This is a genomic window from Bacillus sp. FSL L8-0099 (assembly GCF_038006385.1).
Lineage (GTDB): Bacteria > Bacillota > Bacilli > Bacillales > Bacillaceae_G > Bacillus_A > Bacillus_A toyonensis.
Map to the genome: position 1 here is coordinate 950375 of NZ_JBBOVC010000001.1, position 25111 is coordinate 975485.

The 25111-nt window shown below is 33.9% G+C and carries 29 protein-coding genes and 2 pseudogenes; 17 read left to right on the forward strand and 14 right to left on the reverse strand.

The genetic code is table 11. The features are described from left to right. Positions 1-216: 216 nt before the first annotated feature. The 3 genes and pseudogenes from MHH42_RS04885 to MHH42_RS04895 form a co-directional block, all read right to left on the reverse strand. On the reverse strand, positions 217-1392 hold the full coding sequence (locus MHH42_RS04885) for an MFS transporter (protein WP_070172805.1): 1176 nt from the start codon (positions 1390-1392) through the stop codon (positions 217-219). A gap of 266 nt (positions 1393-1658) precedes the next feature. Beyond that, positions 1659-1970, reverse strand: a complete 312-nt coding sequence (locus MHH42_RS04890; protein WP_000433544.1) for an ArsR/SmtB family transcription factor — start codon at positions 1968-1970, stop codon at positions 1659-1661. Positions 1971-2164: 194 nt separating this feature from the next. Next, a pseudogene (locus tag MHH42_RS04895) lies at positions 2165-2266 on the reverse strand (TetR family transcriptional regulator); the annotation flags it as partial. 244 nt (positions 2267-2510) lie between these two features. Between MHH42_RS04895 and MHH42_RS04900 the strand changes: the two are divergent. The 3 genes from MHH42_RS04900 to MHH42_RS04910 all read left to right on the forward strand — a co-directional run bounded on the left by MHH42_RS04900 (position 2511) and on the right by MHH42_RS04910 (position 4782). Continuing rightward, positions 2511-3128, forward strand: a complete 618-nt coding sequence (locus MHH42_RS04900; RefSeq protein WP_070172806.1) for a VanZ family protein — start codon at positions 2511-2513, stop codon at positions 3126-3128. Between the two features lie 216 nt (positions 3129-3344). Continuing rightward, a complete protein-coding gene (locus MHH42_RS04905; RefSeq protein ID WP_070172807.1) occupies positions 3345-3980 on the forward strand; it encodes a hypothetical protein in 636 nt (211 codons plus the stop codon). Positions 3981-4128: 148 nt separating this feature from the next. Next, positions 4129-4782: a DUF2306 domain-containing protein gene (locus MHH42_RS04910; protein ID WP_097895891.1), complete on the forward strand. Its 654-nt coding sequence runs from the start codon at positions 4129-4131 to the stop codon at positions 4780-4782. Between the two features lie 92 nt (positions 4783-4874). On the opposite strand, the gene dhaQ is transcribed toward MHH42_RS04910, so the two are convergent. Next, on the reverse strand, positions 4875-5873 hold the full coding sequence (gene dhaQ / locus MHH42_RS04915) for a DhaKLM operon coactivator DhaQ (RefSeq protein WP_070172809.1): 999 nt from the start codon (positions 5871-5873) through the stop codon (positions 4875-4877). A gap of 19 nt (positions 5874-5892) precedes the next feature. Continuing rightward, on the reverse strand, positions 5893-6459 hold the full coding sequence (gene dhaS / locus MHH42_RS04920) for a dihydroxyacetone kinase transcriptional activator DhaS (protein ID WP_000204220.1): 567 nt from the start codon (positions 6457-6459) through the stop codon (positions 5893-5895). A gap of 177 nt (positions 6460-6636) precedes the next feature. Here dhaS and dhaK point away from each other — a divergent pair, with 177 nt between their 5' ends. After that, positions 6637-8388 carry a dihydroxyacetone kinase subunit DhaK gene (dhaK, locus tag MHH42_RS04925; RefSeq protein WP_340892956.1) on the forward strand — a complete coding sequence of 584 codons (1752 nt, stop codon included), beginning with the start codon at positions 6637-6639 and terminating at the stop codon, positions 8386-8388. Between the two features lie 74 nt (positions 8389-8462). Here dhaK and MHH42_RS04930 read toward each other — a convergent pair whose 3' ends face one another. Then, positions 8463-9104 carry an FMN-dependent NADH-azoreductase gene (locus tag MHH42_RS04930; RefSeq protein WP_001044357.1) on the reverse strand — a complete coding sequence of 214 codons (642 nt, stop codon included), beginning with the start codon at positions 9102-9104 and terminating at the stop codon, positions 8463-8465. 210 nt (positions 9105-9314) lie between these two features. Between MHH42_RS04930 and MHH42_RS04935 the strand changes: the two genes are divergently transcribed. Further along, the gene (locus MHH42_RS04935) at positions 9315-9827 is read left to right on the forward strand and encodes an RrF2 family transcriptional regulator (protein ID WP_001200345.1); all 513 of its coding nucleotides are present in this window, start codon (positions 9315-9317) and stop codon (positions 9825-9827) included. Between the two features lie 100 nt (positions 9828-9927). On the opposite strand, the gene MHH42_RS04940 is transcribed toward MHH42_RS04935, so the two are convergent. Both MHH42_RS04940 and MHH42_RS04945 read right to left on the reverse strand, forming a co-directional pair. Beyond that, positions 9928-10251 carry a PepSY domain-containing protein gene (locus MHH42_RS04940; protein WP_000912147.1) on the reverse strand — a complete coding sequence of 108 codons (324 nt, stop codon included), beginning with the start codon at positions 10249-10251 and terminating at the stop codon, positions 9928-9930. Positions 10252-10271: 20 nt separating this feature from the next. Next, positions 10272-10742, reverse strand: a complete 471-nt coding sequence (locus tag MHH42_RS04945; protein WP_001246840.1) for a hypothetical protein — start codon at positions 10740-10742, stop codon at positions 10272-10274. A gap of 174 nt (positions 10743-10916) precedes the next feature. Here MHH42_RS04945 and MHH42_RS04950 point away from each other — a divergent pair, with 174 nt between their 5' ends. Beyond that, complete coding sequence (locus tag MHH42_RS04950) at positions 10917-11591, forward strand: response regulator transcription factor (RefSeq protein WP_001264540.1); 675 nt, start codon at positions 10917-10919, stop codon at positions 11589-11591. After that, entirely contained in the window at positions 11588-12961 is a 1374-nt protein-coding gene (locus MHH42_RS04955) for a sensor histidine kinase (RefSeq protein ID WP_000736484.1), read from the forward strand. Before MHH42_RS04950 ends, MHH42_RS04955 begins: the two co-directional genes overlap by 4 nt. Positions 12962-13321: 360 nt before the next feature. Here MHH42_RS04955 and MHH42_RS04960 read toward each other — a convergent pair whose 3' ends face one another. Both MHH42_RS04960 and MHH42_RS04965 read right to left on the reverse strand, forming a co-directional pair. Then, positions 13322-13480: a hypothetical protein gene (locus MHH42_RS04960; protein ID WP_000732343.1), complete on the reverse strand. Its 159-nt coding sequence runs from the start codon at positions 13478-13480 to the stop codon at positions 13322-13324. Then, the gene (locus tag MHH42_RS04965) at positions 13480-14574 is read right to left on the reverse strand and encodes a response regulator aspartate phosphatase (RefSeq protein WP_000253567.1); all 1095 of its coding nucleotides are present in this window, start codon (positions 14572-14574) and stop codon (positions 13480-13482) included. The genes MHH42_RS04960 and MHH42_RS04965 overlap by 1 nt, the downstream gene beginning before the upstream one ends. A gap of 513 nt (positions 14575-15087) precedes the next feature. Here MHH42_RS04965 and MHH42_RS04970 point away from each other — a divergent pair. Then, positions 15088-17472: an immune inhibitor A domain-containing protein gene (locus MHH42_RS04970; RefSeq protein ID WP_087949083.1), complete on the forward strand. Its 2385-nt coding sequence runs from the start codon at positions 15088-15090 to the stop codon at positions 17470-17472. A gap of 371 nt (positions 17473-17843) precedes the next feature. Beyond that, on the forward strand, positions 17844-18257 hold the full coding sequence (locus MHH42_RS04975; RefSeq protein WP_000120220.1) for a hypothetical protein: 414 nt from the start codon (positions 17844-17846) through the stop codon (positions 18255-18257). Positions 18258-18321: 64 nt separating this feature from the next. Here the strand turns inward: MHH42_RS04975 and MHH42_RS04980 are convergent. Both MHH42_RS04980 and MHH42_RS04985 read right to left on the reverse strand, forming a co-directional pair. Continuing rightward, positions 18322-18489 (reverse strand): annotated as a pseudogene (locus MHH42_RS04980) (YolD-like family protein); the annotation flags it as partial. Between the two features lie 71 nt (positions 18490-18560). After that, positions 18561-19031: a hypothetical protein gene (locus MHH42_RS04985; protein ID WP_340892957.1), complete on the reverse strand. Its 471-nt coding sequence runs from the start codon at positions 19029-19031 to the stop codon at positions 18561-18563. Between the two features lie 232 nt (positions 19032-19263). On the opposite strand from MHH42_RS04985, the gene MHH42_RS04990 reads away from it, so the two are divergent. From MHH42_RS04990 to MHH42_RS05000, 3 genes are all read left to right on the forward strand, one after another. Beyond that, positions 19264-19653 (forward strand): general stress protein, encoded by a 390-nt coding sequence (locus MHH42_RS04990; RefSeq protein ID WP_000448810.1) that lies wholly within the window; start codon positions 19264-19266, stop codon positions 19651-19653. Positions 19654-19703: 50 nt separating this feature from the next. Then, positions 19704-19904 (forward strand): CsbD family protein, encoded by a 201-nt coding sequence (locus tag MHH42_RS04995; RefSeq protein WP_000004263.1) that lies wholly within the window; start codon positions 19704-19706, stop codon positions 19902-19904. A 75-nt stretch (positions 19905-19979) separates the two neighbouring features. Continuing rightward, positions 19980-20231, forward strand: a complete 252-nt coding sequence (locus tag MHH42_RS05000; protein ID WP_000522903.1) for a GlsB/YeaQ/YmgE family stress response membrane protein — start codon at positions 19980-19982, stop codon at positions 20229-20231. 180 nt (positions 20232-20411) lie between these two features. Here MHH42_RS05000 and MHH42_RS05005 read toward each other — a convergent pair whose 3' ends face one another. Then, on the reverse strand, positions 20412-20612 hold the full coding sequence (locus MHH42_RS05005) for a hypothetical protein (RefSeq protein ID WP_029442044.1): 201 nt from the start codon (positions 20610-20612) through the stop codon (positions 20412-20414). Positions 20613-20807: 195 nt separating this feature from the next. On the opposite strand from MHH42_RS05005, the gene rsbV reads away from it, so the two are divergent. The 5 genes from rsbV to MHH42_RS05030 all read left to right on the forward strand — a co-directional run bounded on the left by rsbV (position 20808) and on the right by MHH42_RS05030 (position 24198). Then, entirely contained in the window at positions 20808-21146 is a 339-nt protein-coding gene (rsbV, locus tag MHH42_RS05010) for an anti sigma b factor antagonist RsbV (RefSeq protein ID WP_002106052.1), read from the forward strand. A gap of 6 nt (positions 21147-21152) precedes the next feature. Continuing rightward, positions 21153-21635: an anti-sigma B factor RsbW gene (gene rsbW, locus MHH42_RS05015; RefSeq protein WP_002059299.1), complete on the forward strand. Its 483-nt coding sequence runs from the start codon at positions 21153-21155 to the stop codon at positions 21633-21635. After that, positions 21598-22374, forward strand: a complete 777-nt coding sequence (sigB, locus tag MHH42_RS05020) for an RNA polymerase sigma factor SigB (RefSeq protein ID WP_097854865.1) — start codon at positions 21598-21600, stop codon at positions 22372-22374. Before rsbW ends, sigB begins: the two co-directional genes overlap by 38 nt. A gap of 68 nt (positions 22375-22442) precedes the next feature. Beyond that, positions 22443-22883: a ferritin-like domain-containing protein gene (locus MHH42_RS05025; RefSeq protein WP_262717159.1), complete on the forward strand. Its 441-nt coding sequence runs from the start codon at positions 22443-22445 to the stop codon at positions 22881-22883. Positions 22884-23055: 172 nt separating this feature from the next. Next, positions 23056-24198: a fused response regulator/phosphatase gene (locus MHH42_RS05030; protein WP_097837736.1), complete on the forward strand. Its 1143-nt coding sequence runs from the start codon at positions 23056-23058 to the stop codon at positions 24196-24198. 39 nt (positions 24199-24237) lie between these two features. Here MHH42_RS05030 and MHH42_RS05035 read toward each other — a convergent pair whose 3' ends face one another. Then, entirely contained in the window at positions 24238-25095 is an 858-nt protein-coding gene (locus tag MHH42_RS05035; protein WP_097837737.1) for a CheR family methyltransferase, read from the reverse strand. Between the last annotated feature and the right edge of the window lie 16 nt (positions 25096-25111).

Sequence of the window (25111 nt, forward strand, 5' to 3'; positions counted from 1 at the left end):
GCCTGATTGGTGAAGACTAATAATCAGTGGGGGGATGAACAAAACCCCCACTGATTAAAGTTTTACTTTATATACAAAAAAGCCTTTAGTCGTAATTATGGCTAAAGGCTTTGAGCATTATACTTTTTAGTTTGGAAAATCTTATAAGAAGAATAACCTGTATGTTATATAGAGAAGAATTTATAATATTTTTATCAAATTTGGAACTGTAATGTACTAGCTTGATAATGAAGCTGGACTATTAGAATTGAAAAATTTTAGTTTTATTATAACTAATAGAAAGGAAAGTAGTGTGAATAGAAATCCGCTCCAAATAAGCTGGTGAATACCTAAGTTTGAAATGAACCAGCCTCCAATAGTTGTTCCTAAAGTAATTCCGAGATTTGAGAATGAAACGAATAGGCTATTACCAAATTCAGGTGCTTCTTTTGCTTCACTTATTAACCATGTTTGACCAACAATTAATCCGCCAGCATGCACGATTCCCCAAATGAATACCATAAAAATCATTGGAATAAGGTAGGAACCTAAATAATAAACTAATATGTAAACAACAGAATATAGAATAGGGAACGATATTACGGTATTTGCTACGCTTTTTTGCAGGAGACTACCAAATAAATGATTACCTAAAATCATAACTATACCAAATATGAATAGCATAATACTGATGAGAGATCCATTCATGGAAGTTACTGTTGCAAGGTACTCAGCGAAGTAGCTGTATACGGAAAACATGGCTGCAAAAAGGAATGTGACGGTTAAAATATTTAACCATAATCCTGGTTTGCCGAGTATACGAATTTGTTTGCCGAAAGACATTTTTTCTTTAACAGGCATAGAAGGAAGTAGGAGTAGTATTCCAATGAATGCAAGAGTGTTAACGAATGCTCCGAATAAGAAAGCCATTTCGAGTGAAAATTGGTCTGCAAGGTAAGAGGTTAGTGGTACACCTAAAGCGAAACCAACAGTAATTCCCATGAAAACTTTTGTAACTGCTTGACCGCTCTTTTCTGGAGGGACAAGTTTAGCAGCTGTTACAAGAGCGATTGAAAAGAAGAGTGGATGAAGTGCAGCCGGTAAAATACGAAAAATAAGCATGATTTCAAATTGTGTTGTATAAGCGTAGATTATATTTGAAATAACAAATGTAAAAATTGCTGTTAATAAAATTATTTTGCGATTAATCCCAGAGACGAGCAAAATTAGAAACGGACCAGAAATAGCAACAACTAGTGCGAATATACTTACTAAAAATCCTGCTTGTGCAGTTGAAATGCCGAATTTCTGAGTGATTTGTGGTAATACACCGACAATACCCATTTCGGTAGTAATAATTCCGAACACACCTATTGCGAGTGTCAGAATAAGTAAAGGATTTACTTTTTTCATTTATAAAACTCTCCATTCGTACTAGTATTTTGAAAGTAAATTCATTAACAAAGAAGCATTATTGCAAGCATGATTGGATGTCAATATTATTAGGACTATGTAATTTGAAATACAATAACAGATATCTAAATAACTAGATATGATGTGTTAAAAAAATTTCTCCTTTCCATGTTTCTTGCTTTTATAGGTAGTGCAATTTTATAAAAAAGCAGAATGTGTGAAGGCTAATAATCAATTGGTATGCTAATTGATTATTAGCTTTCACTTTATAATTCGTTTTGGACGTATTCAGAAAACTCTTGTATTGTTTTTTCATTTCGACGATAGTAAGTCCATTTTCCAATTCGGTCAGAGTCTAGTAGTCCTGCCTTTTTCATAGTTAATAAATAACTAGAAATAACCGATTGGGCTAAACCAGTTTTAAGCTGGATATCTCCTACACATACTCCAACTTGAAAGTTAAGGCCTTGCTCTAGATAAGGTTTTTCATCGAAATAGTTTTCTGGATTTTTCAACCATGATAAAATTTGACATCTTGTTTCATTTGACAATGCTTTATAAATTAATAAAGGTTCCATAAGGATGTTATATCTACTTTTATAGATTTGTGAATGGATTTTGGTGATTTTAAGGGAAGAAGGTATAGTTGATCCCTTTGAATAGGCATAAGGTGTTCTTGATCTGTACTCTTTGTAAAGGAAATTCTAAAAAAAGTTAGGTAACCTAAAAAAGATGATTTCTGTATGCAAACAGGAGTCATCTTCTTTAAATTCTATTGATAGCAAGAGTGACTATAGTACGTCATATATTTCTTAATTTCATGTTTTAACTGAACAAACGATTCACATGATTTTATATATGTTTCATCGATTAAAGTACTACGAGGATTACGTGCAAAAATGATAATCTTGTTACGTTCAAGCATGTTGTTGCCTAGCTATCAATGGCGGATTCCCAAGAAGAGTAATAATAAAACCCAACTGAAGATTTAAGAAAAATTTTATGTTTCCCCCACTTTTTATTTTAAAAATTTTTCCTATCCTATAAATGAGTTACATCAAGAAGGATACTAAAAACGACAAATTCATAGATGAAAATGTAAAGTTAGGGGATTCTGCATGCATACAGAAGTTTTGATGAGTTATTTGTATACTTATTTCTTTACTATTATTTTTTGTATTGTGTTTCAAATTGGGTTTTATTTTAAAGCGAAAAGAAATATATCTATTCTGCATTTTCTATGGGTATATGTTTTTCTATTCTACCTTTCGCTAGTATATGGGGTGACGCAGATCGCGACTGTATGGGATATAAGTAGAAATGAAACGTGGATTCGTGTAAGTCAAATTAACTTGACTTTATTTGATACTGCAGGTAGTACTGCATACCTTTTGAACATTGTACTGTTTATGCCGTTAGGTTTTTTATTACCGACTATTTGGCCGCAGTTTAGAAAAATGAAAAATACTATATATGCGGGATTCTTTTTTTCACTTGCAATTGAGTTAAGTCAATTACTAAATAGTAGAATTACAGATATTGATGATGTATTTACGAATACTCTCGGGGCGATTATTGGGTATGTATTATATAGAGTTTTATTTAAAATGATATTTACAAGAGAAGAAAAAAAGTTTGATACCAACTCTTCTTTAGTCATAAAATACGAGGCTGTTTTTTGTTTAGTGTGTTCATTTGTAGGTATGATGTTAATTTATTATCCTGGGGACCTGTAATCCTTCAATGAGATACGATCTCGTTTATCCCGTAAACGCCCGATTGGTGAAGGCTAATAATCAGTGGGGGATGAACAAAACCCTCACTGATTAAAGTTTCACTTTATAAAATGATTCTAGTTTTCCTCGCTTAAACACGGTAAAATGTGAATAATTAATCGCTTTTTCTAACTTAATAGATACAGTTTATGTATTACATGATAGGTAGGTGTAAATGTGTTAAGTGTTCAATTATCTCAATACTTACTAAAAGGGCCTCAACCAGCTCTTCATACAGATGAAAAACGAGTATATATGTTAAAAGATGAAGGGTTATCACCGTATCCTATTTATTTAAATCACCCTATTATGATAGGAGTGGGAACGAATTGGAATCAACATACAGGATTCGAAGAAATCATTAAAGGATTTATGGGTACACATAACAAATTTCCTATGTATATGTTATTTGAAACTTATTTATGTAGAGACTTTATTGAAGGATTTTTAGAAGAGAATAAACTTCATTTTGAGCTAGTTTTTACTAATAAGAAAAAGGATACGAACTTTTTTAAAGTGTGCATTACCAATAATGATGATATAACCACACTTATGAAGTATTTCTTCCAATCAGCACAAGATTCTCTCTATACGCTATTAAGCTATTCAGCAGACTGTAAGATGATCAGTAATCGTACTGGTGGGATTGAAATAAAAGCGGACAGTTTCTATCCAAGCTTTTCATTTATGTATGATGCGCAAGAATTATTTATTATTGGTGGAGAAGAAAAATGGTCTGATATCCATTATATAAAAAGATTTTTCCATCTTGAGCAGATTACAAATGATCTGACTATTGATTTAAGAAAATGAGAGATGAGAAGGAATAGATGAGTAAACCCTCAAGTATAGAACGATATACTTGAGGGTTTTTATGTATGAAGAAGGCTTTTCTATTTTTCCCTAGAATGAACAGTAATGTATAATCTAATTCCTTAATGTAATAAGGAGGCAGTAAAATTTGAACAGGAAAATTTGGTTTGTAGTTACTTTTTTTGCTCTTTTAGTAACTGGCTATATTGTTGTCCAATATTTTATTATGGATGGATTTCAAACAGGGCTTGTAAAAGCGAAGCTTATGTTTGGATCTAAATTAAGTGCGTTCTGGTATAGGATGCTATTTATACATATTACAACTAGTATAGTAGCATTAGTAATTGGTCCTTTTACATTATCCACTAGATTTAGAGAAAGGAATATCAACCGTCATCGAATAGTTGGGAGAATCTATCTGGTTGGTGTATTATTAGGAGGCGTTTCTGGACTATATCTATCCTTTTATGCTACGGGAGGATTGGTAGCGAAGCTAGGTTTTGGTTTGTTATCTGTATTCTGGCTAACATCAGCATATCAAGCGTTACATAGAGTTAAGAATAAAAAAATTAAAGAGCATCGGAACTGGATGATTAGGAATTATTCTTTAACCTTTGGAGCAGTTACATTAAGAATTTGGCTACCGTTGTTTATAGTTCTATTTGGAATAGAGCGGTTTGAAATTAGTTACGCTATTATTGCTTGGTTAGCATGGGTACCCAATTTACTTGTTGCAGAATTGTTCATAAGAAAAAGATTTAATAAAGGAAAATACGAGGGAAATGAGGATTTACATTTTTGATGTAAATTTGCTGTCATATTGAGGGCAGAATTTTTTTAATAGCTGAATTTCGTACAAAAATAGGATGGCCAATTGAAGCCATCCTATTTGTATTACCAACTAGCAGTTTCCGTATTTTCCTTCAACCACTTCACCCAATCCAAATCCTCTACCTTAAGCAAACTGAGCGAAACACCCTTCATATCTAAAGAAGTTAGCAGTGTACCGACTTTTACGAACTTCACTTGTAATCCCTCCAGCTCACATAAACGGCGAATATCATTTGCGAAAATGTATTGTTCCATTAGTGGAGTTGCGCCGAGTCCATTAATGAGAATAGCGAAATTGTCTCCTTTTCTCCAGCGGTAAATACTTTTTAGTTTGTTCATCAGTTCGATCGCCAATATTTCAGAAGAGGATAGCGATTCTTTACGGTAACCTTGTTCACCGTGGATACCGACGCCGTAAAAGACTTCATCTTCGTTTAATGAGAAGGAAGCTTTTCCTTGTACTGGATCGTTTGCAGGTGAAAGGGCGACTCCTAATGTGTGTAAGTTTTCGGTGATAGAACGGCCAATTGCTGTTAGTTCTTCTAAAGAATGACCTTCAAGAGCAGCCGCGCCAAGTATTTTTTGAACGAAAACAGTACCAGCAACGCCGCGTCTTCTTTTATTAAAAGAAGCATCATCTTCAATTGAAACGTCGTCATTTACGATGATGTGTTCAATTTTTCTTCCATCTTCTTTAGTGATTTGCTTTGCCGCTAAAAAGTTCTCAACGTCATCTTTAAAGTTTTTAATGATGAATAAAATACTTTTATCCTTTGGTATTAAGCGAGTTGCTGCGACGATTTGTTCGACTGTGGGCGGAGTGAAGATACTTCCGTTAACTGCCGCCGTAAGCATTCCTTTTCCTACATAGCCAATATCAGCAGGTTCATGTCCGCTACCACCGCCGCTTATAATAGCGACGTCTTGCTTCAGTTTTTCGATATCTTTTACATAAATGATGTTGTTTGTTTCGTCGTAATTCACTTTGTCGTTATGTTCAAAATAAAAGCCATGCAGCATATCTTGAACGATATGTTGTACATCATTCATAATCTTTTTCATTGCTTTTGCCACCCTTTAATTACTTTGCTGATTGCTCCAGTAATAGTAGTAATTGATTGTTGATCATATTTTTCATGAGAGAAGACATAATGGAAGGATCTACTTCGCATTTGCTTTCAATCCAATCTTTTATCGTTCCAACGAAGCCGTGACTATAAAAGGAGGCAATCGTATTTTTTGTCTCGTCAGAAAGGCTGAATCCACAGCTCACGGATAGTTCATCAATAATCTTCATATATAAGTTTTTCGTATGCTCAAATAAATAGTGATTAAACGAGTTTTGTTCAATGACTTTAAACGCATTTCGGTAAAATTTTTGATTTTCATAAAAGTAATCAAATAATAAATCGAAAATGTTTTCCCACGTTTCATAGTCGAGAAAGTCGATAATGTTTTCTTTCGTTTCTTCTCTATAAATCCAGCTTAATAGTTCAAATTTATCTTTAAAATGATAATAAAAAGTTTGCCTACGCATTTGACAGTGTAACATAATATCGCTTACTGATATTTTATGAAACGACTCTGTTTCCATTAAATATTTCAATGAGTTCGCGATTATCTTTTTAGAAATTATAGAAGAGGTCATCTGAATCATCCCTAGAATGTAGTAATATAAAAATCCTATCTATAAATGAGAGCGGTGTCTTTAGACAGATTGTCCATTTTGTCCGTTTACTATAAAACGCTTTCATTTTAACATGGTTAGTAAGAAGAAGATTTCAAATATATCACAATATATTAAAGGAATTGAGGGAGAATCACAATGAAAAAGATTATAAACAAACCAGAAACATTAGTTATGGAAATGTGTAACGGGATGGTTATGGCTCACCCAGAGCTTGAGCTTTTGAAAAAATATAAAGTAATTAAGAAGAAAGAAATGAACGAAAACAAAGTAACGTTAATTAGTGGCGGCGGTAGTGGTCATGAGCCAGCACATGCAGGACTAGTCGGAAAAGGAATGTTAGATGCGGCAGTGTGCGGAGATGTGTTTGCTTCTCCTTCGCAAATTCAGGTATATCAAGCAATTAAAGAGACAGCTAGTAAAAAAGGTACGTTATTAATTATTAAAAACTACAGCGGCGATATTATGAATTTCAAAAACGGTGCGCATTTAGCGAAGGAAGATGGAATTGAAGTCGATTACGTAAAAGTTGACGATGATATTGCGGTAGAAGATAGTCTATACACAGTAGGACGTCGCGGCGTTGCGGGCGTTATTCTCGTTCATAAAATTGCCGGCGCAGCAGCGGAAGCAGGTATGGATTTAGGCGCGGTGAAAGCTGTAGCGGAAAAAGCAGCGGCTAACGTGCGTACAATCGGTTTAGCGTTAACTTCTTGTACAGTTCCAGCGAGCGGATCACCTACTTTCACACTTGCGGAAGATGAAATGGAATACGGCGTTGGTATTCACGGCGAACCAGGAATTAAGCGTGAAAAAACGATGTCAGCTGATGAGTTAGCTAACCGTATGACAAATGATTTAATAAAAGATTTAGGAGTAAAAGATGGCGAGGAAATTGCGCTTCTAGTAAATGGTTTTGGTGGTACACCACTGCAAGAACTATACTTATTTAATAACGCAGTTACGAGAGAATTAGCTGCTAGAAACATTAAAATTAATAGAGTATTCGTCGGTAACTATATGACGAGTATTGATATGGCTGGTATGTCTTTAACAGTGATGAAGTTAGATGATGAGCTAAAAACATTACTATCGAAAGAATGTAATACACCAGCGTTCAAAGTAGATGGACCAGTTGAAAGTGTAGAGTACGTGAATGTACTTGAAGAGGCAGAAGAGAAAGAAGTTTCATTTGAAATAGAAACAGCGGAAGAGCACGCTGTGATTAAAGATAATATCATTACATTAAACAACATGATTTATCTCGTTGATAAAATGAGCGACATTATTATTAAAAATGAAGTACCGTTCTGTGAGTTAGATACACATGCAGGTGACGGCGACTTCGGAATGAGTGTTGCGAAAGGATTTAAGCAATTAAAACGTGAGTGGCATTCTATTGTAGAACAAGAAAATGTAACGATCGGATCATTCCTTGACGGTTGTTCCATGATTATTATGGAACATTGCGGCGGCGCATCTGGTCCAATTTGGGGCGGTGCATTCCGCGCAGCTAGTAAAGCAGCAGGCGAGAAGCGTGAGTTAACAGTGAAAGAATTTGCTGAAATGTTGCAAGCAGCACTGCAAGGCATACAATCTATCGGTGAAAGATCGTTCGGTAGAGGTGCAGTAGTTGGTGATAAAACACTTGTTGATGCACTTGCTCCATGTGTGGATTCTTGGTTAGCTAGCGCTTCAAACGAAGTAGACATGAAAACTGCCTTTGAAAAAGGTGCAGAAGCAGCCGTTAAAGGAGCAGAGTACACGAAAGAAATCGTAGCTCGCATGGGCCGCGCCGGTACAGTTGGTGAAAGAAGTTTAGGCTATCCAGATGCAGGTGCATATGCGCTTGGAGTTATCTTTACGGAGATTGCGGGTAGTTTGAAATAGGAATTAGAAGATCCCCTCTGCCTTAAGGTGGAGGGGATCTTTATTTATAATCATCATTCTTCCAGTGAAAAATTTTATTTGTTAGCCAATCTAGAAGCTGCTTCTTCAACTTCTTTATACGCATTTTGTAATACTTCATTTGGATCTAGTACTGCTGTTCCTTGTGCACGAACGATTTGATAATCTTCAATACCAAAGAAATTAAACATTGCTTTTAAATATTTATGAGAGTATTCCACTTCTGTATACCAATCATCATTTGTATAGATTCCTCCACTTGCTTGTATAACAAGCATTCTTCTTCCATCTTTAAGTAGTCCCACTGATCCAGTTTCAGTATATTTAAATGTTTCACGTGCAATCATGATATTGTCCATGTAATCTTTTAACTTTGATGGAATATTAAAATTGTGCAAAGGTAATACGATAACATACGTATTTGCACTTTTAAATTGTTGTAAAATTTCGGACATACGCTCTGTTACTTTTTGTTCTTCATCAGTTAACTTTTGTCCATTTCCTTGCTTTTCCCATGCACTTAAAACAGTTTTATCTATCATTGGTACTATATCATCGTATAAATTAATTTGTTCAATCGGTTCATTATTAGGAATTAATTCTTTATAAGATACTAAAAAGTGGTTAAGAACTTTAATGCTGACTGATGATGTATCATCCACTTTTGGATGTGCGTTTATGATAAGTGTTTTGTTCATTTGTATTTCCCCTTTTTAAAAGTTTTTACGTTTTAATTGTCGACAAAGTTAATCGTCGATTAATTTTGTCTTTAATATAAGCTCTGAAATTATTTTTGTCAAACGAAATACATACTATTCGAAAAGAGCCTTTTTTTATTTGACTAAAATTCTAAATGGTCCTAAGATACAATTTGATAACCCTTAAAATAAAAAGCAGGTGATTTGTATATGCAGTATAGTGTTGGGGTTGAATATGCCTTGCATTGCCTAGTTTATTTAATTAACACTCCTTCCAAGGAAAGTGTCGGAATAAAAGATTTGGCAGAGTTCCAAGGGCTTTCTGAAACATTTCTTTCAAAAGTTTTCGGTAAATTATCTAAAGCTGGCATTGTAAATTCTGTCCCAGGTGTAAAGGGCGGGTATAGGTTAGCTAAGTCTCCAGAAGATGTTTCTTTTTGGGATGTAATAGAAGCTGTCGAAGGTCCAAAACCTATTTTTCAATGTAAAAATATTGTACAGAATGGTCTACTATATCGAGACGAGGCCGAGGCTTGCAATTCTTGTGAACCTAGCAATTCTTCTTGTACAATTAACTTAGTAATGCTTGAAGCAGAAGAACACATGCGTGAGTTTCTTCGTAAAAAGACTCTTGCATGGTTAGATAAAGAACTTGATATTGTTTTACCTGAAAAGATAAGGGTAGATACTCGTGAATACTTCAAACAAAAAAACTCTAACTAAATCGCCATGACGAATTAGTTAGAGTTTTTTTGTTTTTTAACATGAATGCCATCATGTGAGTTCCTAAAAATATGGAATTCACGTTGCTTAATTATATTTTTTAATCTTCGTGATCGATTTCTATTGTGCCTGTTCTAGCGCTAACTTTTAAAACATTCAATAGATTATCAGGTGTCTTGATTTCCACTTCATATTCGAATTGAGATTGTGTTAAGTTGTCATCTTCTAATTCAAATTCTTTTTTCACATGAATAATTTCTCCATTTGTTTGTGCTAAAGCAATTTCACGAACTTGTTTTTCTGTGTAGTTGTCATTCTTTTTTGCATAATTGTAACCCATACCAAAATATCCACCAACAATAGCAATACCAATTACTAAAGTAGCAATTACACTTATCATTATTTTCTTTTTATGTTTTAACATTTTCATTCACTCCTTAATGATTAATCATCTATTCCAAATCTTGCTTCAAGTGCATTTTCTGCTTGCTCTAATTGATCTTCCAGTATATCTTGTTCTCTTTCTTGTGTTTGATATTGTTCAACAGTTATCGTTCCAGCGCGATAATCTGCTTCTAGCTGATTATCAGATAAATCTATTTTGTCATCTAATTGGTCAATTTCTTTTTTTGCTGCTAAGTACGTATTTAAGTCCTCTTCTTTTGCTCCAACTGGTTTTGTGTTATGTGCCTTTTCTATAATAGATGAGACTTCATTTTTGAAATCTTGTATTTGCTTCGTATCATTCGTAGCAGGCTCTGTTTTGTTTGGTTCTTTTTGTAGTTGAGCAACTTCTTTTTGTAATTTATCATTTTCCGCTTTCAGTTGTTGTACTTCTGTATTGTTATCAGATTGAGTAGAACAAGCTGTTAAGAATAAACAAGACATTGCTCCAATTATCATCCAGTTTCTCATTATGTTTTCCTCCCTTTAATTGAGCACCTTATCCTTGCCTTTATATTACTGAACAAACATTAAAGGAAGATTAATGTGCCAAAAAATAAAATGATATAATTAAATCGTTTCTAATCTTTCTTTAATGTTTTGGAACTATAGTGATATATATAATAAGAAAAAAGGAGGATGCTAATGCGAGTTCTTATTGTCGAAGATGAACAAGACTTACAAAATATATTAGTAAAACGATTAAATGCAGAATATTATAGTGTCGATGGATGTGGGAATGGAGCAGATGCCTTGGATTATATAAGCATGGCTACTTATGACTTGATTGTGCTTGATATTATGATTCCCCGAATAGATGGGTTACAAGTGTTACAAAGATTACGCGCAGACAATAATACAACTCCTGTCTTGCTTCTTACAGCTAAAGATACAATTGATGATCGCGTAAAAGGACTCGACTTAGGTGCGGATGATTATTTAGTAAAGCCATTTGCTTTTGATGAACTATTAGCAAGAATTCGAGTGTTGATGCGAAGAAAAACAGGGAATACCTCTAATGTGTTTGAAATTGCTGATCTAGTGGTGGATTGCAATATGCATAAAGTAACAAGGGGAGAGCAGGTTATTAATCTTTCCAGTAAAGAATTTGCTATTTTAGAATATATGATTCGTAATAAAGAAGTTGTGTTGACACGAGATAAAATTGAGCAACATGTGTGGAATTACGACTATGAAGGTGGCTCAAATATTATTGATGTTTACGTCCGATACCTTCGTAAAAAAATTGATAGTCAGTTTGAAACGAAGTTAATTCATACAGTACGAGGCACTGGTTACGTATTGCGAGTAGAGTCATGAAAAAACTATCAATAAAAATGAGAGTAACCCTTTGGTATACGGGGTTAATTGTAATTATTATGGCACTCGTGTTAGCTTTTATTTTAGCTTCTTCAGATAAAGTTGTGCTTTTTAATATGAAAAATCAATTAAAGAGCACAGTAAAAGAAAGCATGGAAGATATCAAATATAAGCATGGGCAGTTAAAGATTGACGATGAGTTTGAAACTTTAGAAGATGGAGTAAATCTCCTCATTTATAGTAAGCAAGGTGAGCTACTGGCAGGAAATAGTCCAACAAGCTTTAATAAAAAGATATCGCTTAAATCCGATGAAATACAAACCATTAAAAATGGTAATAAAGAATGGATCGTATATGATTTTCTCCATAACGTAGGCGGCGATGAGCAAGTCTGGGTTCGTGGAATAATGACGATGAACCAATTATCATCAACGATGAATACGCTTATCGTGGTAACACTCATCTCTTTCCCATTACTTATTCTCATTGCGGCAGTGGGAGGATATTTTATTACGCAAAGAGCGTTTCGACCTGTGAAACAAATGAGTGATTCAGCTAGTGAAATTGGTGATGGTAAAGACCTTTCGAAGAGGATTAATTTACAAGGTTCATCGAAAGACGAAATTTATCATTTAGCACAAACCTTTGACAACATGTTTGAGCGATTGGAGAAATCATTTGAAAGTGAAAAACAATTTACATCTGATGCATCTCATGAATTAAGAACGCCAACATCTGTGATTATTTCGCAATGCGAATACGCCTTATCGCAGAGGAATAATCCGAAAGAAATGGAAGAATCTTTAGAAGTAATTTTAAGGCAATCACGTAAAATGTCCTCGTTAATCTCGCAACTTTTATTATTAGCACGAGTTGATCAAGGAAAGCATGATACTTTTCAATTTGAATGTATCAATATGAGTGAATTAACGGAAATCGTTGTAGAAGAGCTTTCATTAATGGTTCAAGAAGCCTCGATTGATATAACAACAAATATAGAGGAAGACCTGTTTATTAAAGCAGATCAAACATTGATGATGCGTTTATTAATGAATTTATTAACGAATGCGATTGCTTATGGTAAAGAGAATGGTAGTGTGAATATACAACTATGCCGTGATGGAACGAACATAATAGGTAAAGTCTCCGATAATGGCATAGGCATCAGCGAGCAACATATTACGAAAATATGGGAACGCTTCTATCGAGTTGATGCAGCACGAACATCTTCAAACATGGGAAACACAGGTTTAGGATTGTCGATGGTAAAATGGATTGTCGAACTACATGGAGGAGAAATTACCGTTGAAAGTAAATTAGGGGAAGGCAGTACTTTTACATTTAAACTACCAATTGAAAAACGAGCATAATGTATGCTCGTTTGTAGCTTTAGAATAAAGATGGATTTAAAAGCTCTCTTTAATCTTTATTTAAAAGTAAATGAAAGTAAATCGATTTAGTTATAAATTATGTTTTCAACATGATACAATACATTCCTTTTTAGTATGAAATTGAAACAACAAGAACAGATGATTAGTCTGTTTCTAACATCATAGATTTATATTTTCGAACGTGTTGCGCAAATGATTTCGGTGCGGAGTTCAAGGTTAAATGGGCTGAAGTTAATAAGTAGTCTGCTATATGTTGTCTATTAATTAGGAAAAGGGCACTCCATTGAGGGAGTGCCCTTTTCCTAATTAATGATGGTAACAGATAAAAAACTCTTTGTATTACCAGGAGTCACCGTGGCTTGATTGCATGTACATAATTGTACTAGATTTAGTCGAATCAACTTGTTTCTTAGAATCTGATTGTGAAGGGAATGCTAATCCAATAGATAATGCAACTGAAAGTGATAAACCTAAAATCGTTCCAAAAAGTTTTTTCATTATTTTAACGCTCCTTTTTCAAAAGTTTTTTCTTTAGCTTGATGACTAATATAAAAGTATTTACTAGCTTTTACAGTGTCGCTTTCTTCGTAAAACTTGATTGCTAATTTTTCAGTGTATTCTTGTGTGTAAGTATAGAGTTGTTGTGTGTCGAAAAATGAGATAGCTTCCAAAGATAATTCTTCGAGAATAGCAGCCGAAACACCTTTATTTATACAATCTAAAAGTTTGAAATGATATAGGTATTCTTTATTGTCTAGCTTCTCACAAATTGCTAATCCTCGTTCGATTAACTCGGCCGACTGTTCAAGTTCCCCAATCTTTAAATGTTCTCTAGCCTTAAGAAAAATGGCCCTAAAATGCTCTGGAGTTTTAGTTGTTACTTCTGATAAGTGTCGAATTGCTAAAGCGGATAAGTTTTGGCTACTATATAAAAAACCTAAATTATTGCGGACTCTTAATATTAGGGAATCCTCATTATTTTTACGTAAAATATCTATTGCAGAATTAAATTTTTCTTCTGCTACAGGGAATTGTTTTATATTAATACATGCTAAACCGTATAAGTTCTCACAAGCGGCAACATTATTTTCATAGCCATTATGTTTAGAGAAGATTTCTTTAGCTTTAGTCACATGTTGAATTCCTAATAGAGGTTGATAGGTATGAAGATAGAAGTTAGCAAAACGATAGCTAAACTCGGCTATTTCAAGATCGTCATGAATATGTTGTAATAGTGTTTCGGCTTTTTCGTAGTATTCCCAGGCTTCATTGTTGTTGGAAATTAGTGTGGCATGAATCCCTTTGAAAAAGTGATAATAATAAGACAACGATTCATTTTTTGGTATATCCAGTGAATCAATTGCCTGGAAGCTTGTGGGTGTGATGCTTAAATGATCGAGCAAAACTTTAAAGCGAAAAGTAAGAAGTGAGTAATGGAATAGTAAATTTGGATCTTCATTAATACTTTTTATGTGTGTATCAATCTCTGTTTTTAAATGTTTTGCTTCTTTTAGGTGCTGGGCACGTATCTCTTGATACCAATTATTTAAAAGTTGTGTGATTATATCTTTTGGTTTTAGATGACTTACCATAATTCTCCTCGCTTTCTACTATATTTATTTGTATATTGATATGTATATACTAGCAAGAAATTAAGTGTGTTAGAGTGATAGATAGTAAGAAAAAACTTTTTCAATAATTTTCCGATAATTTAAAAGGTAATTAGAATATAAATAAGATTCCTTAGATGGTGATCATTTATTTATTGCCAAAAAATAAGTGCATCGAGCAAGTATGACTATTGTACTTAAAACAAATAACAGCCTGTTTGTATGTTGTATTTCCTTAGTATTGTAAATAAGCATTTTACTCCATCGCTATCAATTTGAAAGAACAAGTGATCCCACTTTATGGTTATATGCAAAATTTAAAAAACATAAACAAGCAGAACCTTTGTATTTTGCTATCTTACGTATTTCATCCTGCACAAAAAATATTTCTCAACATTTTGGTTGTTGAAAAAGATTGAATATTCGTATTATAAAGAATATTATGTTGTTATCGACAAAAAAACGATAATTTGCAGACACTGGGGAGGAAATGCATTGAAAAAGGATAAGAAGTTAAAACCATTATCAGTTTTAGCAACAGCGGCAGTACTAAGTAGTAGTTTTGCTTTTGGAAGTCATGCGGCGTATGCTGATGCGCCATCATCTCTACCGATAGATGAGCATTTAATACCGGAGGAGCGTTTGGCAGAAGCGCTAAAACAACGGGGCGTAATTGATCAATCTGCATCACAAGCTGAGACGTCAAAGGCTGTTGAAAAGTATGTTGAGAACAAGAAAGGGGAAAACCCTGGGAAAGAAGTCTTGACAGGAGATAGTCTTACGCAAGAAGCTTCTGATTTTATGAAAAAAGTAAAAGATTCAAAAATGAAGGAAAATGAACAGGCGCAGCAGCCAGAAGTAGGACCAGTAGCTGGACAAGGTGCAGGATTAAATCCAGGGAAATTAAATGGAAAAGTACCTACTACATCAGCGAAGCAAGCTGAGTACAATGGAGCTGTCCGAAAAGATAAAGTACTTGTTTTACTCGTAGAATTTAGCGATTTTAAGCATAACAATATTGATCAAGAGCCAGGATACATGTATTCTAAGGACTTCAATCGTGAACATTATCAAAAAATGTTATTTGGTGATGAACCGTTTACGTTATTTGACGGATCGAAGATTAACACATTTAAACAATATTATGAAGAACAATCTGGTGGTAGCTACACAGTTGATGGAACTGTAACGGAATGGCTTACTGTTCCAGGAAAAGCTTCAGACTATGGTGCGGATGCTGGAACTGGTCATGATAACAAAGGTCCTTTAGGGCCACGCGATTTTGTGAAAGAAGCATTAAAAGCAGCGGTAGCAAAAGGGATCAATTTAGCAGACTATGATCAATTTGATCAATACGATCAAGATGGTGATGGAAATAAAAACGAGCCAGATGGCATTATTGATCATTTAATGGTTGTACATGCTGGTGTTGGTCAAGAAGCTGGTGGCGGTAAATTGAAAGATGATGCAATTTGGTCTCATCGTTCAAAACTTGGATCAAAACCATATGCGATTGATGGCACAAAATCTTCTGTTTCAAATTGGGGCGGAAAGATGGCTGCATATGATTATACAATCGAGCCTGAAGATGGAGCGGTTGGTGTGTTTGCGCATGAGTATGGTCATGATTTAGGATTACCAGATGAGTACGATACGAAGTACTCAGGGCAAGGTGAACCTGTTGAGTCTTGGTCTATTATGAGTGGCGGTAGTTGGGCTGGAAAAATTGCAGGAACAGAGCCAACAAGTTTCTCACCACAAAATAAAGAGTTTTTCCAAAAGAATATGAAGGGCAATTGGGCGAATATCGTTGAGGTAGATTACGATAAACTTCGCACGGGAGTCGGTGTTGCAACATATTTAGATCAAAGTGTTACAAAATCAAAACGACCAGGAATCGTTCGTGTTAACTTACCGGACAAAGATATTAAAAATATCGAATCGGCATTTGGTAAGAAGTTTTACTACAGCACAAAAGGAAATGACATTCATACAACACTTGAGACACCAGTATTTGACTTAACAAATGCAACGGATGCTAAGTTTGATTATAAGGCATTCTACGAACTAGAAGCGAAGTATGATTTCCTTGACGTATATGCGATTGCAGAAGATGGAACGAAGACACGCATTGATAGAATGGGCGAAAAAGATGTAAAAGGCGGCGTGGATACAACTGATGGTAAGTGGGTTGATAAATCATACGATTTAAGCCAATTCAAAGGGAAAAAAGTAAAACTGCAATTTGAGTATTTAACAGATATCGCAGTAGCTTATAAAGGATTTGCATTAGATAATGCTGCATTAACTGTAAATGGAAAAGTTGTTTTCTCAGATGATGCAGAAGGCCAACCAGCAATGACACTAAAAGGATTTACGGTGTCTAACGGATTTGAACAGAAGAAACATAACTACTATGTAGAGTGGAGAAATTACGCTGGTTCTGACACGGCTTTACAACATGCGCGTGGTCCAGTATTTAATACAGGAATGGTTGTATGGTATGCGGATCAAAGCTTTACAGATAACTGGGTAGGGGTTCATCCAGGTGAAGGATTCTTAGGAGTAGTAGATTCTCATCCAGAGGCAATCGTAGGGACATTAAATGGACAACCGACTGTGAAGAGCAGTACGCGTTATCAAATTGCTGATGCTGCATTCTCATTCGATCAAACACCAGCATGGAGAGTAGATTCGCCAACTCGCGGTATCTTTGACTATAAAGGATTACCAGGTGTTGCGAAATTTGATGATTCTAAGCAGTATATCAACAGCGTGATTCCAGATGCAGGACGTAAGTTGCCGAAACTAGGATTAAAGTTTGAAGTAGTAGGCCAAGCAGAAGACAAGTCTGCAGGTGCAGTTTGGATTCATCGATAAAATAAGGTGAAGTGAAGAGGAGCTGTCTCATAAGTTGGTGAAACCGACTTATGGACAGCTCTTTTTTTTATTGTAGAAAAGGGACCTTTTAGGAACTAGTTCATGGACAAGAATGATATAAAATTTATCCCGCTATTTGTCGGGCTGCCTGTAAACGCCCGATTGGTGAAGGCTAATAATCAGTGGGGGATGAACAAAACCCCCACTGATTAAAGTTTCACTTTATTTTCAATACGAGTGAACAAACGTAAACTTAAATATTAGAAAATATAGATGAAATTCCGCTATTATACCTTTCAATAAAATAATAATAGCATTATATATTATAAGGAATGCTTGTCCTTAATTGTAAATGAAAGGGGGAAATTGATATGAGTTATGGCTATGGTTATTCTTCTAAAAAATGTTGTAAAAATTACAATGAAACGTTATCAACGGGTGTATTACGTAGACATTCTGCTACTTTATTTCTTACTGTTGATGCTATGAATGTTGATCCAGATGATACTCATAGAGTAACTGTTGAAATGTTTGATTGGTCATCTGGTTCTCCTGTATTGTTACCATTAGTAGATCCTTCTACACGAACATTAGCACCTAATCAATATGTTACTTTTCGTTCGGCAGCTCTTCCTCCAGGACTTTTTGCTTACGAAGTAAGAATAATTCATCCAAATGATAGAGATGTTGTTACGAATGTTTTTGGTCTTAGTGCAATCGTATTTAATCCACAAGAAGGAAATAATGTTTTACAACATGATTTAGCAAAATTAGACCTTAAATAGATTTTATAAAAGTATAAATATGGAAATGGTTAAGTAAAGGAAGTAGGATGTAAAGCTACTTCCTTTACTTAACATCAACTATATAAAAAAATTTAGTGTCATCATCGGTACATAGGACAGCACGATTTAGCAAATCAATATTAACGATAGTCATATAATTAGAGAGTAAATAACCGTCTCCATAATATATAATTAATATTTCTTCTTCGAATGATAAGGAGCATAACAATAGTATGTATTTCGTTTGCTTGTATAAAGCAAATTGTATAAAGAGAAAAAGGATCTCCTTAAAGGAGATCCTTTTTACGTTTTATCATTTTTAAAGAAATCTTTCATCATTTTAGAGTGTTTCATGTTTAATGTCACAGCTTCTACTTTACCTTTCTTCTCATCTTTAGCGATTGTAATTTGCTCCTTATTATCGATCCAGACAAGAAACTCTTCTTTTGCGTCATCTTTATATGTAACGGTTATAGTAGAATGTGCCGATTGTTTCTTTTTTTGATCTAATGTAATTGTTTTCGAGGTTCCATTTTGAACTGCCGAAACGATAGGTTTTATCATTTCTTCATTGTCTGTTTGAGATTTGGAAATATCATTATTGCTTGTTCGAAGTATTTCAATGTCTATAATATTTGTGGAGTTTAAGTGAATGCTATTTTGTGTATGTTCCTGTGTAGCTGGTGAAGCCTTATCTGTAGTCGAGGTGCTTGTACAACCAATTAAGCTGAAAGATAGAACGGTTAGAGCACATACATAAGTAATTTTTTTCATTTTATCCCCTCTTTCAATTTAATTATAACAATATTCTGTTAATTTAGGTAGTTATTGTAAGGGGTAATGTGTGATGTTTTACATTTGAAAATAATAGTGGGAAATTACACTGCTATTTCTCTATCAAAATCAAAACTCAGATAATTTTTTCATATTTTATGTTTAACATTTCGAAAATAGGTGTACTACATATAATATAACAAATAATTCATTTTAAAGGAGGAAGTTAAAGATGGAAACGAAGTATAGTAAACCTTTTGTATATGAATTTATTACGGAGAAAGAGGTCATGAATGCGGCGAATGATCTCGTGAAGAAAGGAATAGACCAAAAAGATATTTACGTATTAACACATGAGAAAGAAAGGACAGATAGAATCGCAGATAATGCAGACGTGAATACAATTGGAATAAAAGAGGAGGGACTTGGGACAAGCATTATTAATGTCTTTCAAAAAACGGGAGATCAGTTAAGAAATAAGATGCAGGAGTTAGGACTTAATGAGGAAGAAGCTAACTTTTATGAAGAAAAGCTGGATGAAGGAAAAATCTTGTTATTCGTTAAGGATTTAGAAAGAGTCGGTGAATGGCTACAAGAAAGAAGATGCACATATTCTCTTTAAATTTGTATCCTTTAAATCTATAAATCTATTACGAAAAGGAGATTGGAAATATGAGTGAGAGCGGGCTAAAAGAACAAATTACGGGTAAAGTTGAAAAGAAAAAGGGACAAGTAAAAGAAGGAATTGGTGAAGTTACAGAAGATAGAGAGTTGAAAAATGAAGGGAAGTGGGAGAAGACGAAGGGAACGATAAAAGAAAAAGTCGGAAAAGTGAAACAAAAGATAAGTGATGGATTGGATAATAAAGAATAATACATGTTTATCAAGCTTTGGTTACATACCAAAGCTTGATAAATCAAATATAAAAACAATATAGGAGGTTTAATTGTGGGACTTATTATTACGTGTATTGTAGGTGGACTTATTGGTGCGTTAGCTGGAATGATTACGGGGAAAGACTTTCCTTTAGGTATAGTTGGTAATGTAATTGCTGGTTTAATTGGATCTTGGGTAGGTAGTGCGTTATTTGGTCATTGGGGTCCTGAATGGGGAGGCATTTTTGTTCTTCCAGCGTTATTAGGTGCAATCGTCTTTATTTTAATCGTTACATTCTTCTCTAGAATGCTACGGAAAGCGTAAGTATGATAATGAATAGTAATCTTAAGTTTATTATATATAACTATAAAGTGAATGAACTGATAAATATACATAAAAAAGCATCCAATTAAACTAATTTGGATGCTTTTTTAATGTAATCTGCATAGGAATGAGCGGGGGATGAAGGCCCCCGCTCATTGAAATTACACTTTTTATTATGTATTAAACCATCGTTACTTTTTCACAATTATTTATTCTTACGACTTGCCTTGGCTCTATATGAGATAAGTCCTCGCTATTACCTATATCAACTACAATTGTATTTGTTAGTATGTTAATAATGGAACCAACTAACGTTGTAGCATGATCGTGTCGATAAGAAAATTGAACGAAATCTCCCTTTTTAAAGTTGTGCTCTTCCATAGATAGATCCCCCTAAAAATAATGTTTATACATTATACATACACAAATTTATAAGGTTTAAACGTTCGGTAGTATTTTTTAAGTGTTAAGCCGAGAAAGGTGTAGAAAATTTATTTATAATGAAAATAAAAAATATGTTTAAAACTAATTTTTATGGGTAATTAAATAGTAAAAGTTTGAGATAAGGGGGCGGAAATGATGAATTTGGAAATAAATATTTTGCAAAATGATGTAGGTTATACGGTACAACTTAATGGTGAGATTGATGCGTATACGGCATCAGATTTGAAAAATAAGGTAATGCCTATTACAAGTGAAAAAGAGGTTCATATTGTAGTAGATTTTCATAACGTAGATTATATGGATAGTACTGGTTTAGGTGTTTTTATAGCGCTATTAAAAGCAGTTAAGAAAAATGATGGAAAACTAGAGTTTATCGGTGTATCTAAAAGATTAAAAAGATTATTCGATATTACAGGGTTAACAGAAATATTAAATTTGAATTCCGATTTTGAAAAAGTAGAAAGAAGGTGACTAGGGATGATGGAGAGATTTGAAAAGATAGAAATGAAAATTCCTGCAAAGGCAGAATATGTGGCTATTATTCGTTTAACAATGGCTGGTGTTGCGAATCGAATGGGCTTTGCTTATGACGATATAGAAGATATGAAAATTGCTATTAGTGAAGCATGTACAAACATTGTACAACATGCATACAAAGAAGACGTTGGAGAAATTACAATTGTCTTTGGCTTATATGAAGATCGATTAGAAATTATGGTTGCGGATAATGGGGTTAGCTTTGATTTTAGCAGCTTAAAAAGGAAAGTTGGTCCGTATGATATTAGTAAACCAGTAGAACATTTGCCGGAAAATGGTTTAGGTTTATATTTAATCAATACATTAATGGATGATATACAAATTATGCATGATGAGGGCATGACAGTTTTAATGACAAAATATATACAAAGAGAGCAGGTGGAGAATGATGGAAATCCAATCTCAACCTACAACTCTTACTAAAGAAGACGTTATTAAGCTAATTGCAGAATTCCAACAAAACCAATGTAATGAAGCGCAGGAAAGGTTAGTTGATCATTATAAAAATCTCGTATATTCCATTGCATATCGTTATTCAAAAGGCGGGCCGATGCATGAGGATATTATACAAGTAGGTATGTTAGGGCTCTTAGGTGCAATAAGAAGGTATGATTATTCGATAGGGAATGCTTTTGAATCTTTTGCAATACCTACGATAGTAGGGGAAATAAAGAAGTATTTACGCGATAAAACTTGGGGCATTCACGTTCCAAGACGAATTAAAGATTTGGGCGGGAAAATTAAACTTGCGATAGAGGAGTTAACAGATCACCTGCAACGTTCGCCGAAGATTATAGAAATCGCAAATCATTTAGGACTATCGGAAGAGGAAGTTCTAGAGATTATGGATGCTAAAAATAATTATCGAGTATCTTCCTTAGATGATGTAGTTGAAAATGCATCTGATGGTAGTTCGGTAGCGAGAATTGAATCTGTAGGTGAAGTAGAGCAAGGATATGAACAGACAGAAAGGCGTCTCGTTTTAGAGGATATTTTTAACGTATTAAATGAGACAGAAAAGAGTGTTATTCATTATATATTTGGAGAAAATTTAAATCAAAAAGATACAGGGGAACGATTAGGTATTTCACAAATGCACGTTTCTCGTATTAAAAGACAAGCGATAAGTAAATTGAAGCAAGCTGCATTTTTAGATACATAAAAATTTAAAATAATGATGTTTAAAACATGAGAAAAGGGGTACTTATTAAGTATAGGAGGAGATATTAAATGTCACACGATGTGAAAGAACTAATCGAAGGATTAAATGAAGATTTAGCAGGAGAATACTCAGCAATTATTATGTATAACCATAATGCTGCTACAGTTTCTGGTATATATAGACAAGTGTTAAAACCTTTCTTTGAATCTGAAATTAGCGATGAACAAGGACATGCCCTATATTTAGCGGAGAAAATTAAGACGCTAGGTGGTACACCTACTACGATCCCTTTACCAGTGAAACAAGTGGAAGATGTTCGAGAAATGTTAGAATCCGCTAGACAATCAGAATATGAAACAATTAAGCGTTATGAAAAGCGAAAAGAACAGGCAGCGAAATTAAATATGACAGAGTTAGTTGTAAAACTAGAAGATATGATTGCAGATGAAACAAATCATATGGAAGAATTAGATCGTCTTTTAAATGATAAAGCAATGGTGTTAAATTAAAAGTGGAAATTTATAGAGTGAAAGAACAAATTCCTATTTCTAGGGGTTTGTTCTTTTGTTGTATAAATATGTTTGAGTACGAAATTTTCATTTTGTAACTGAGTATGTAATACTAGAAAAATAGAAAATTATAATAGATTTACATTTTAAATAAGAAAAGGGGAAATAACTTGTGTCCATTTTAATTGTTGATGATAATCCGGTTAACATATTTGTAATTGAGAAAATTTTAAAACAAGCCGGATATCATGATCTTGTATCGCTCAATTCTGCACAAGAGCTCTTCGAATACATACAGTTTGGAAAAGATTCTTCCAGGCATAATGAAATTGACTTAATACTATTAGATATTATGATGCCTGAAATTGATGGACTTGAAGTTTGTAGGCGATTACAAAAAGAGGAGAAGTTTAAAGATATCCCTATTATTTTTGTTACAGCTTTAGAGGATGCAAATAAATTAGCCGAAGCTCTTGATATGGGGGCAATGGATTATATTACGAAACCTATAAATAAAGTTGAACTATTAGCGCGTATGCGTGTAGCATTACGCTTGAAATCGGAATTAAATTGGCATAAAGAACAAGAAGAAAATCTTCGGAATGAACTAGATTTAGCTACACAAGTACAAAGAAACTTATTAAGTAGCCCATTAAGAGAAGATCATATAAAAATTGAAGCAAGTTACTTACCGTCATTCAAACTAGCTGGAGATATGTATTATTGGTACAAAATCGATGAAAATCGCTACGGTATTATATTATTAGATGTGATGGGACATGGTATATCTGCTTCATTAGTTTGTATGTTTATTTCTTCTGTATTACGTGAAACGATTAAATCTTTAATCGATCCAGAACTTGTCATTAAAGACTTAAATAAATATATGACTCTTTTACATAATGAGAATGACGATATTCCATATTATTTTACAGCGATATATTTAGTAGTAGATACAGAAAAGAGAACGATTGAATATGTAAATGCAGGGCATCCTTCTGGATACGTTTTAGTTGATGAAACAAATATGGTTGAACTAAATCGCGGGAGTTGTGCGGTAGGATTTTTTGATGAAATAAAAGTTAAAAAGACAGTTATACCTTTTGAGAAGAACGCTCAAATATTATTGTTTACAGATGGTGTTCTTGAAGCAATTGCAAATGATGAATTTGAGTCTGAAGAGAAATTACGTGCTTTTACAGAAAGAAAATGGGGGGATTTAGAAGAAGAGATAGAAGGGTTTTATAAGGAAGAACAGAAGAAAACACAATCAGATGATATGTGTCTCATTATGATAAAAACGAATGCGAAATAAAAAGCGTATGAAATCCAAACAGAGGATTTCATACGCTTTTTATTGTATTTTTTGATAAATTTGTTCACTAGGATTAAATTGGGTATAATGCGGCATTATATTTGAAAAACGAAGAGTTTCTTTATTCCCCAAACATAGGAATCCATTGTGGCCTAAACTTTCATAAAATAGTTGCTGTACTTGATTTTGAAGTTTACTTGTAAAGTAAATTAAAACGTTACGACAAAGTATAATATGAAATTCGTTAAAAGATTGATCAGTTACTAAATTATGCTGTGCAAAAATAATGTTTTGTAAAAGTGATGGATTGAAATAAGCAAAACGACTATCCGTCGAATAATAGTTAGAAAATGCTTGTGTACCGCCAGCTTGTAAATAGTTTTTCGTGTAAGTTTGCATTTTATTTAACGGGAGGATGCCTTGTTTTGCTTTTTCTAACACATTTGTATTCATATCTGTTGCGTAAATAACCGACTTTTCGCTTAATCCTTCTTCGCGAAGTAAGATAGACATTGATAATACTTCTTCACCAGTTGCGCATCCAGCATGCCAAATTCTAATTTCAGGATGGTTTTTTAATTCAGGAATAACATGCTCTCTAAGCGCTTTAAAAAAGGCAGGGTTACGGAACATCTCAGTTACATTAATGGAGAAATCATTTAATAACTGTTCTAAAACCCCTTCCTCGTGAATTACTTTTTCAATTAATTTTGAAATGGTTGGGATATTAGAGAGCTGCATTCGATTACAAATCCGCCTATAAATAGATGTGCGAGCATATTGACGAAAATCAAATCCTGATAGTTTAAATACCGCTTCCAATAGTAAGTCAATTTCTAAGTTCGTGCGCTCATCCGTATCTACTGATGGATCAAAATTATAATACTTATTTTCCACTCCAACTAAACCTCAC

Bases quoted from the DNA above. Each gene is read 5' to 3' on its own strand.
- MHH42_RS04930 (WP_001044357.1), bottom strand. From the start codon at position 9,104: ATGAACAAAACACTTATCATAAACGCACATCCAAAAGTGGATGATACA.
- MHH42_RS04890 (WP_000433544.1), bottom strand. From the start codon at position 1,970: ATGGAACCTTTATTAATTTATAAAGCATTGTCAAATGAAACAAGATGT.
- MHH42_RS04900 (WP_070172806.1), top strand. From the start codon at position 2,511: ATGCATACAGAAGTTTTGATGAGTTATTTGTATACTTATTTCTTTACT.
- MHH42_RS04990 (WP_000448810.1), top strand. From the start codon at position 19,264: ATGGAAACGAAGTATAGTAAACCTTTTGTATATGAATTTATTACGGAG.
- MHH42_RS04965 (WP_000253567.1), bottom strand. From the start codon at position 14,574: ATGGTAAGTCATCTAAAACCAAAAGATATAATCACACAACTTTTAAAT.
- dhaK (WP_340892956.1), top strand. From the start codon at position 6,637: ATGAAAAAGATTATAAACAAACCAGAAACATTAGTTATGGAAATGTGT.
- rsbV (WP_002106052.1), top strand. From the start codon at position 20,808: ATGATGAATTTGGAAATAAATATTTTGCAAAATGATGTAGGTTATACG.
- MHH42_RS04995 (WP_000004263.1), top strand. From the start codon at position 19,704: ATGAGTGAGAGCGGGCTAAAAGAACAAATTACGGGTAAAGTTGAAAAG.
- MHH42_RS04960 (WP_000732343.1), bottom strand. From the start codon at position 13,480: ATGAAAAAACTTTTTGGAACGATTTTAGGTTTATCACTTTCAGTTGCA.
- MHH42_RS04955 (WP_000736484.1), top strand. From the start codon at position 11,588: ATGAAAAAACTATCAATAAAAATGAGAGTAACCCTTTGGTATACGGGG.
- MHH42_RS04885 (WP_070172805.1), bottom strand. From the start codon at position 1,392: ATGAAAAAAGTAAATCCTTTACTTATTCTGACACTCGCAATAGGTGTG.
- rsbW (WP_002059299.1), top strand. From the start codon at position 21,153: ATGATGGAGAGATTTGAAAAGATAGAAATGAAAATTCCTGCAAAGGCA.
- MHH42_RS05025 (WP_262717159.1), top strand. From the start codon at position 22,443: ATGTCACACGATGTGAAAGAACTAATCGAAGGATTAAATGAAGATTTA.
- dhaQ (WP_070172809.1), bottom strand. From the start codon at position 5,873: ATGAAAAAGATTATGAATGATGTACAACATATCGTTCAAGATATGCTG.
- MHH42_RS04940 (WP_000912147.1), bottom strand. From the start codon at position 10,251: ATGTTAAAACATAAAAAGAAAATAATGATAAGTGTAATTGCTACTTTA.
- sigB (WP_097854865.1), top strand. From the start codon at position 21,598: ATGATGGAAATCCAATCTCAACCTACAACTCTTACTAAAGAAGACGTT.
- MHH42_RS04935 (WP_001200345.1), top strand. From the start codon at position 9,315: ATGCAGTATAGTGTTGGGGTTGAATATGCCTTGCATTGCCTAGTTTAT.
- MHH42_RS05005 (WP_029442044.1), bottom strand. From the start codon at position 20,612: ATGGAAGAGCACAACTTTAAAAAGGGAGATTTCGTTCAATTTTCTTAT.
- dhaS (WP_000204220.1), bottom strand. From the start codon at position 6,459: ATGACCTCTTCTATAATTTCTAAAAAGATAATCGCGAACTCATTGAAA.
- MHH42_RS04975 (WP_000120220.1), top strand. From the start codon at position 17,844: ATGAGTTATGGCTATGGTTATTCTTCTAAAAAATGTTGTAAAAATTAC.
- MHH42_RS04985 (WP_340892957.1), bottom strand. From the start codon at position 19,031: ATGAAAAAAATTACTTATGTATGTGCTCTAACCGTTCTATCTTTCAGC.
- MHH42_RS04945 (WP_001246840.1), bottom strand. From the start codon at position 10,742: ATGAGAAACTGGATGATAATTGGAGCAATGTCTTGTTTATTCTTAACA.
- MHH42_RS04950 (WP_001264540.1), top strand. From the start codon at position 10,917: ATGCGAGTTCTTATTGTCGAAGATGAACAAGACTTACAAAATATATTA.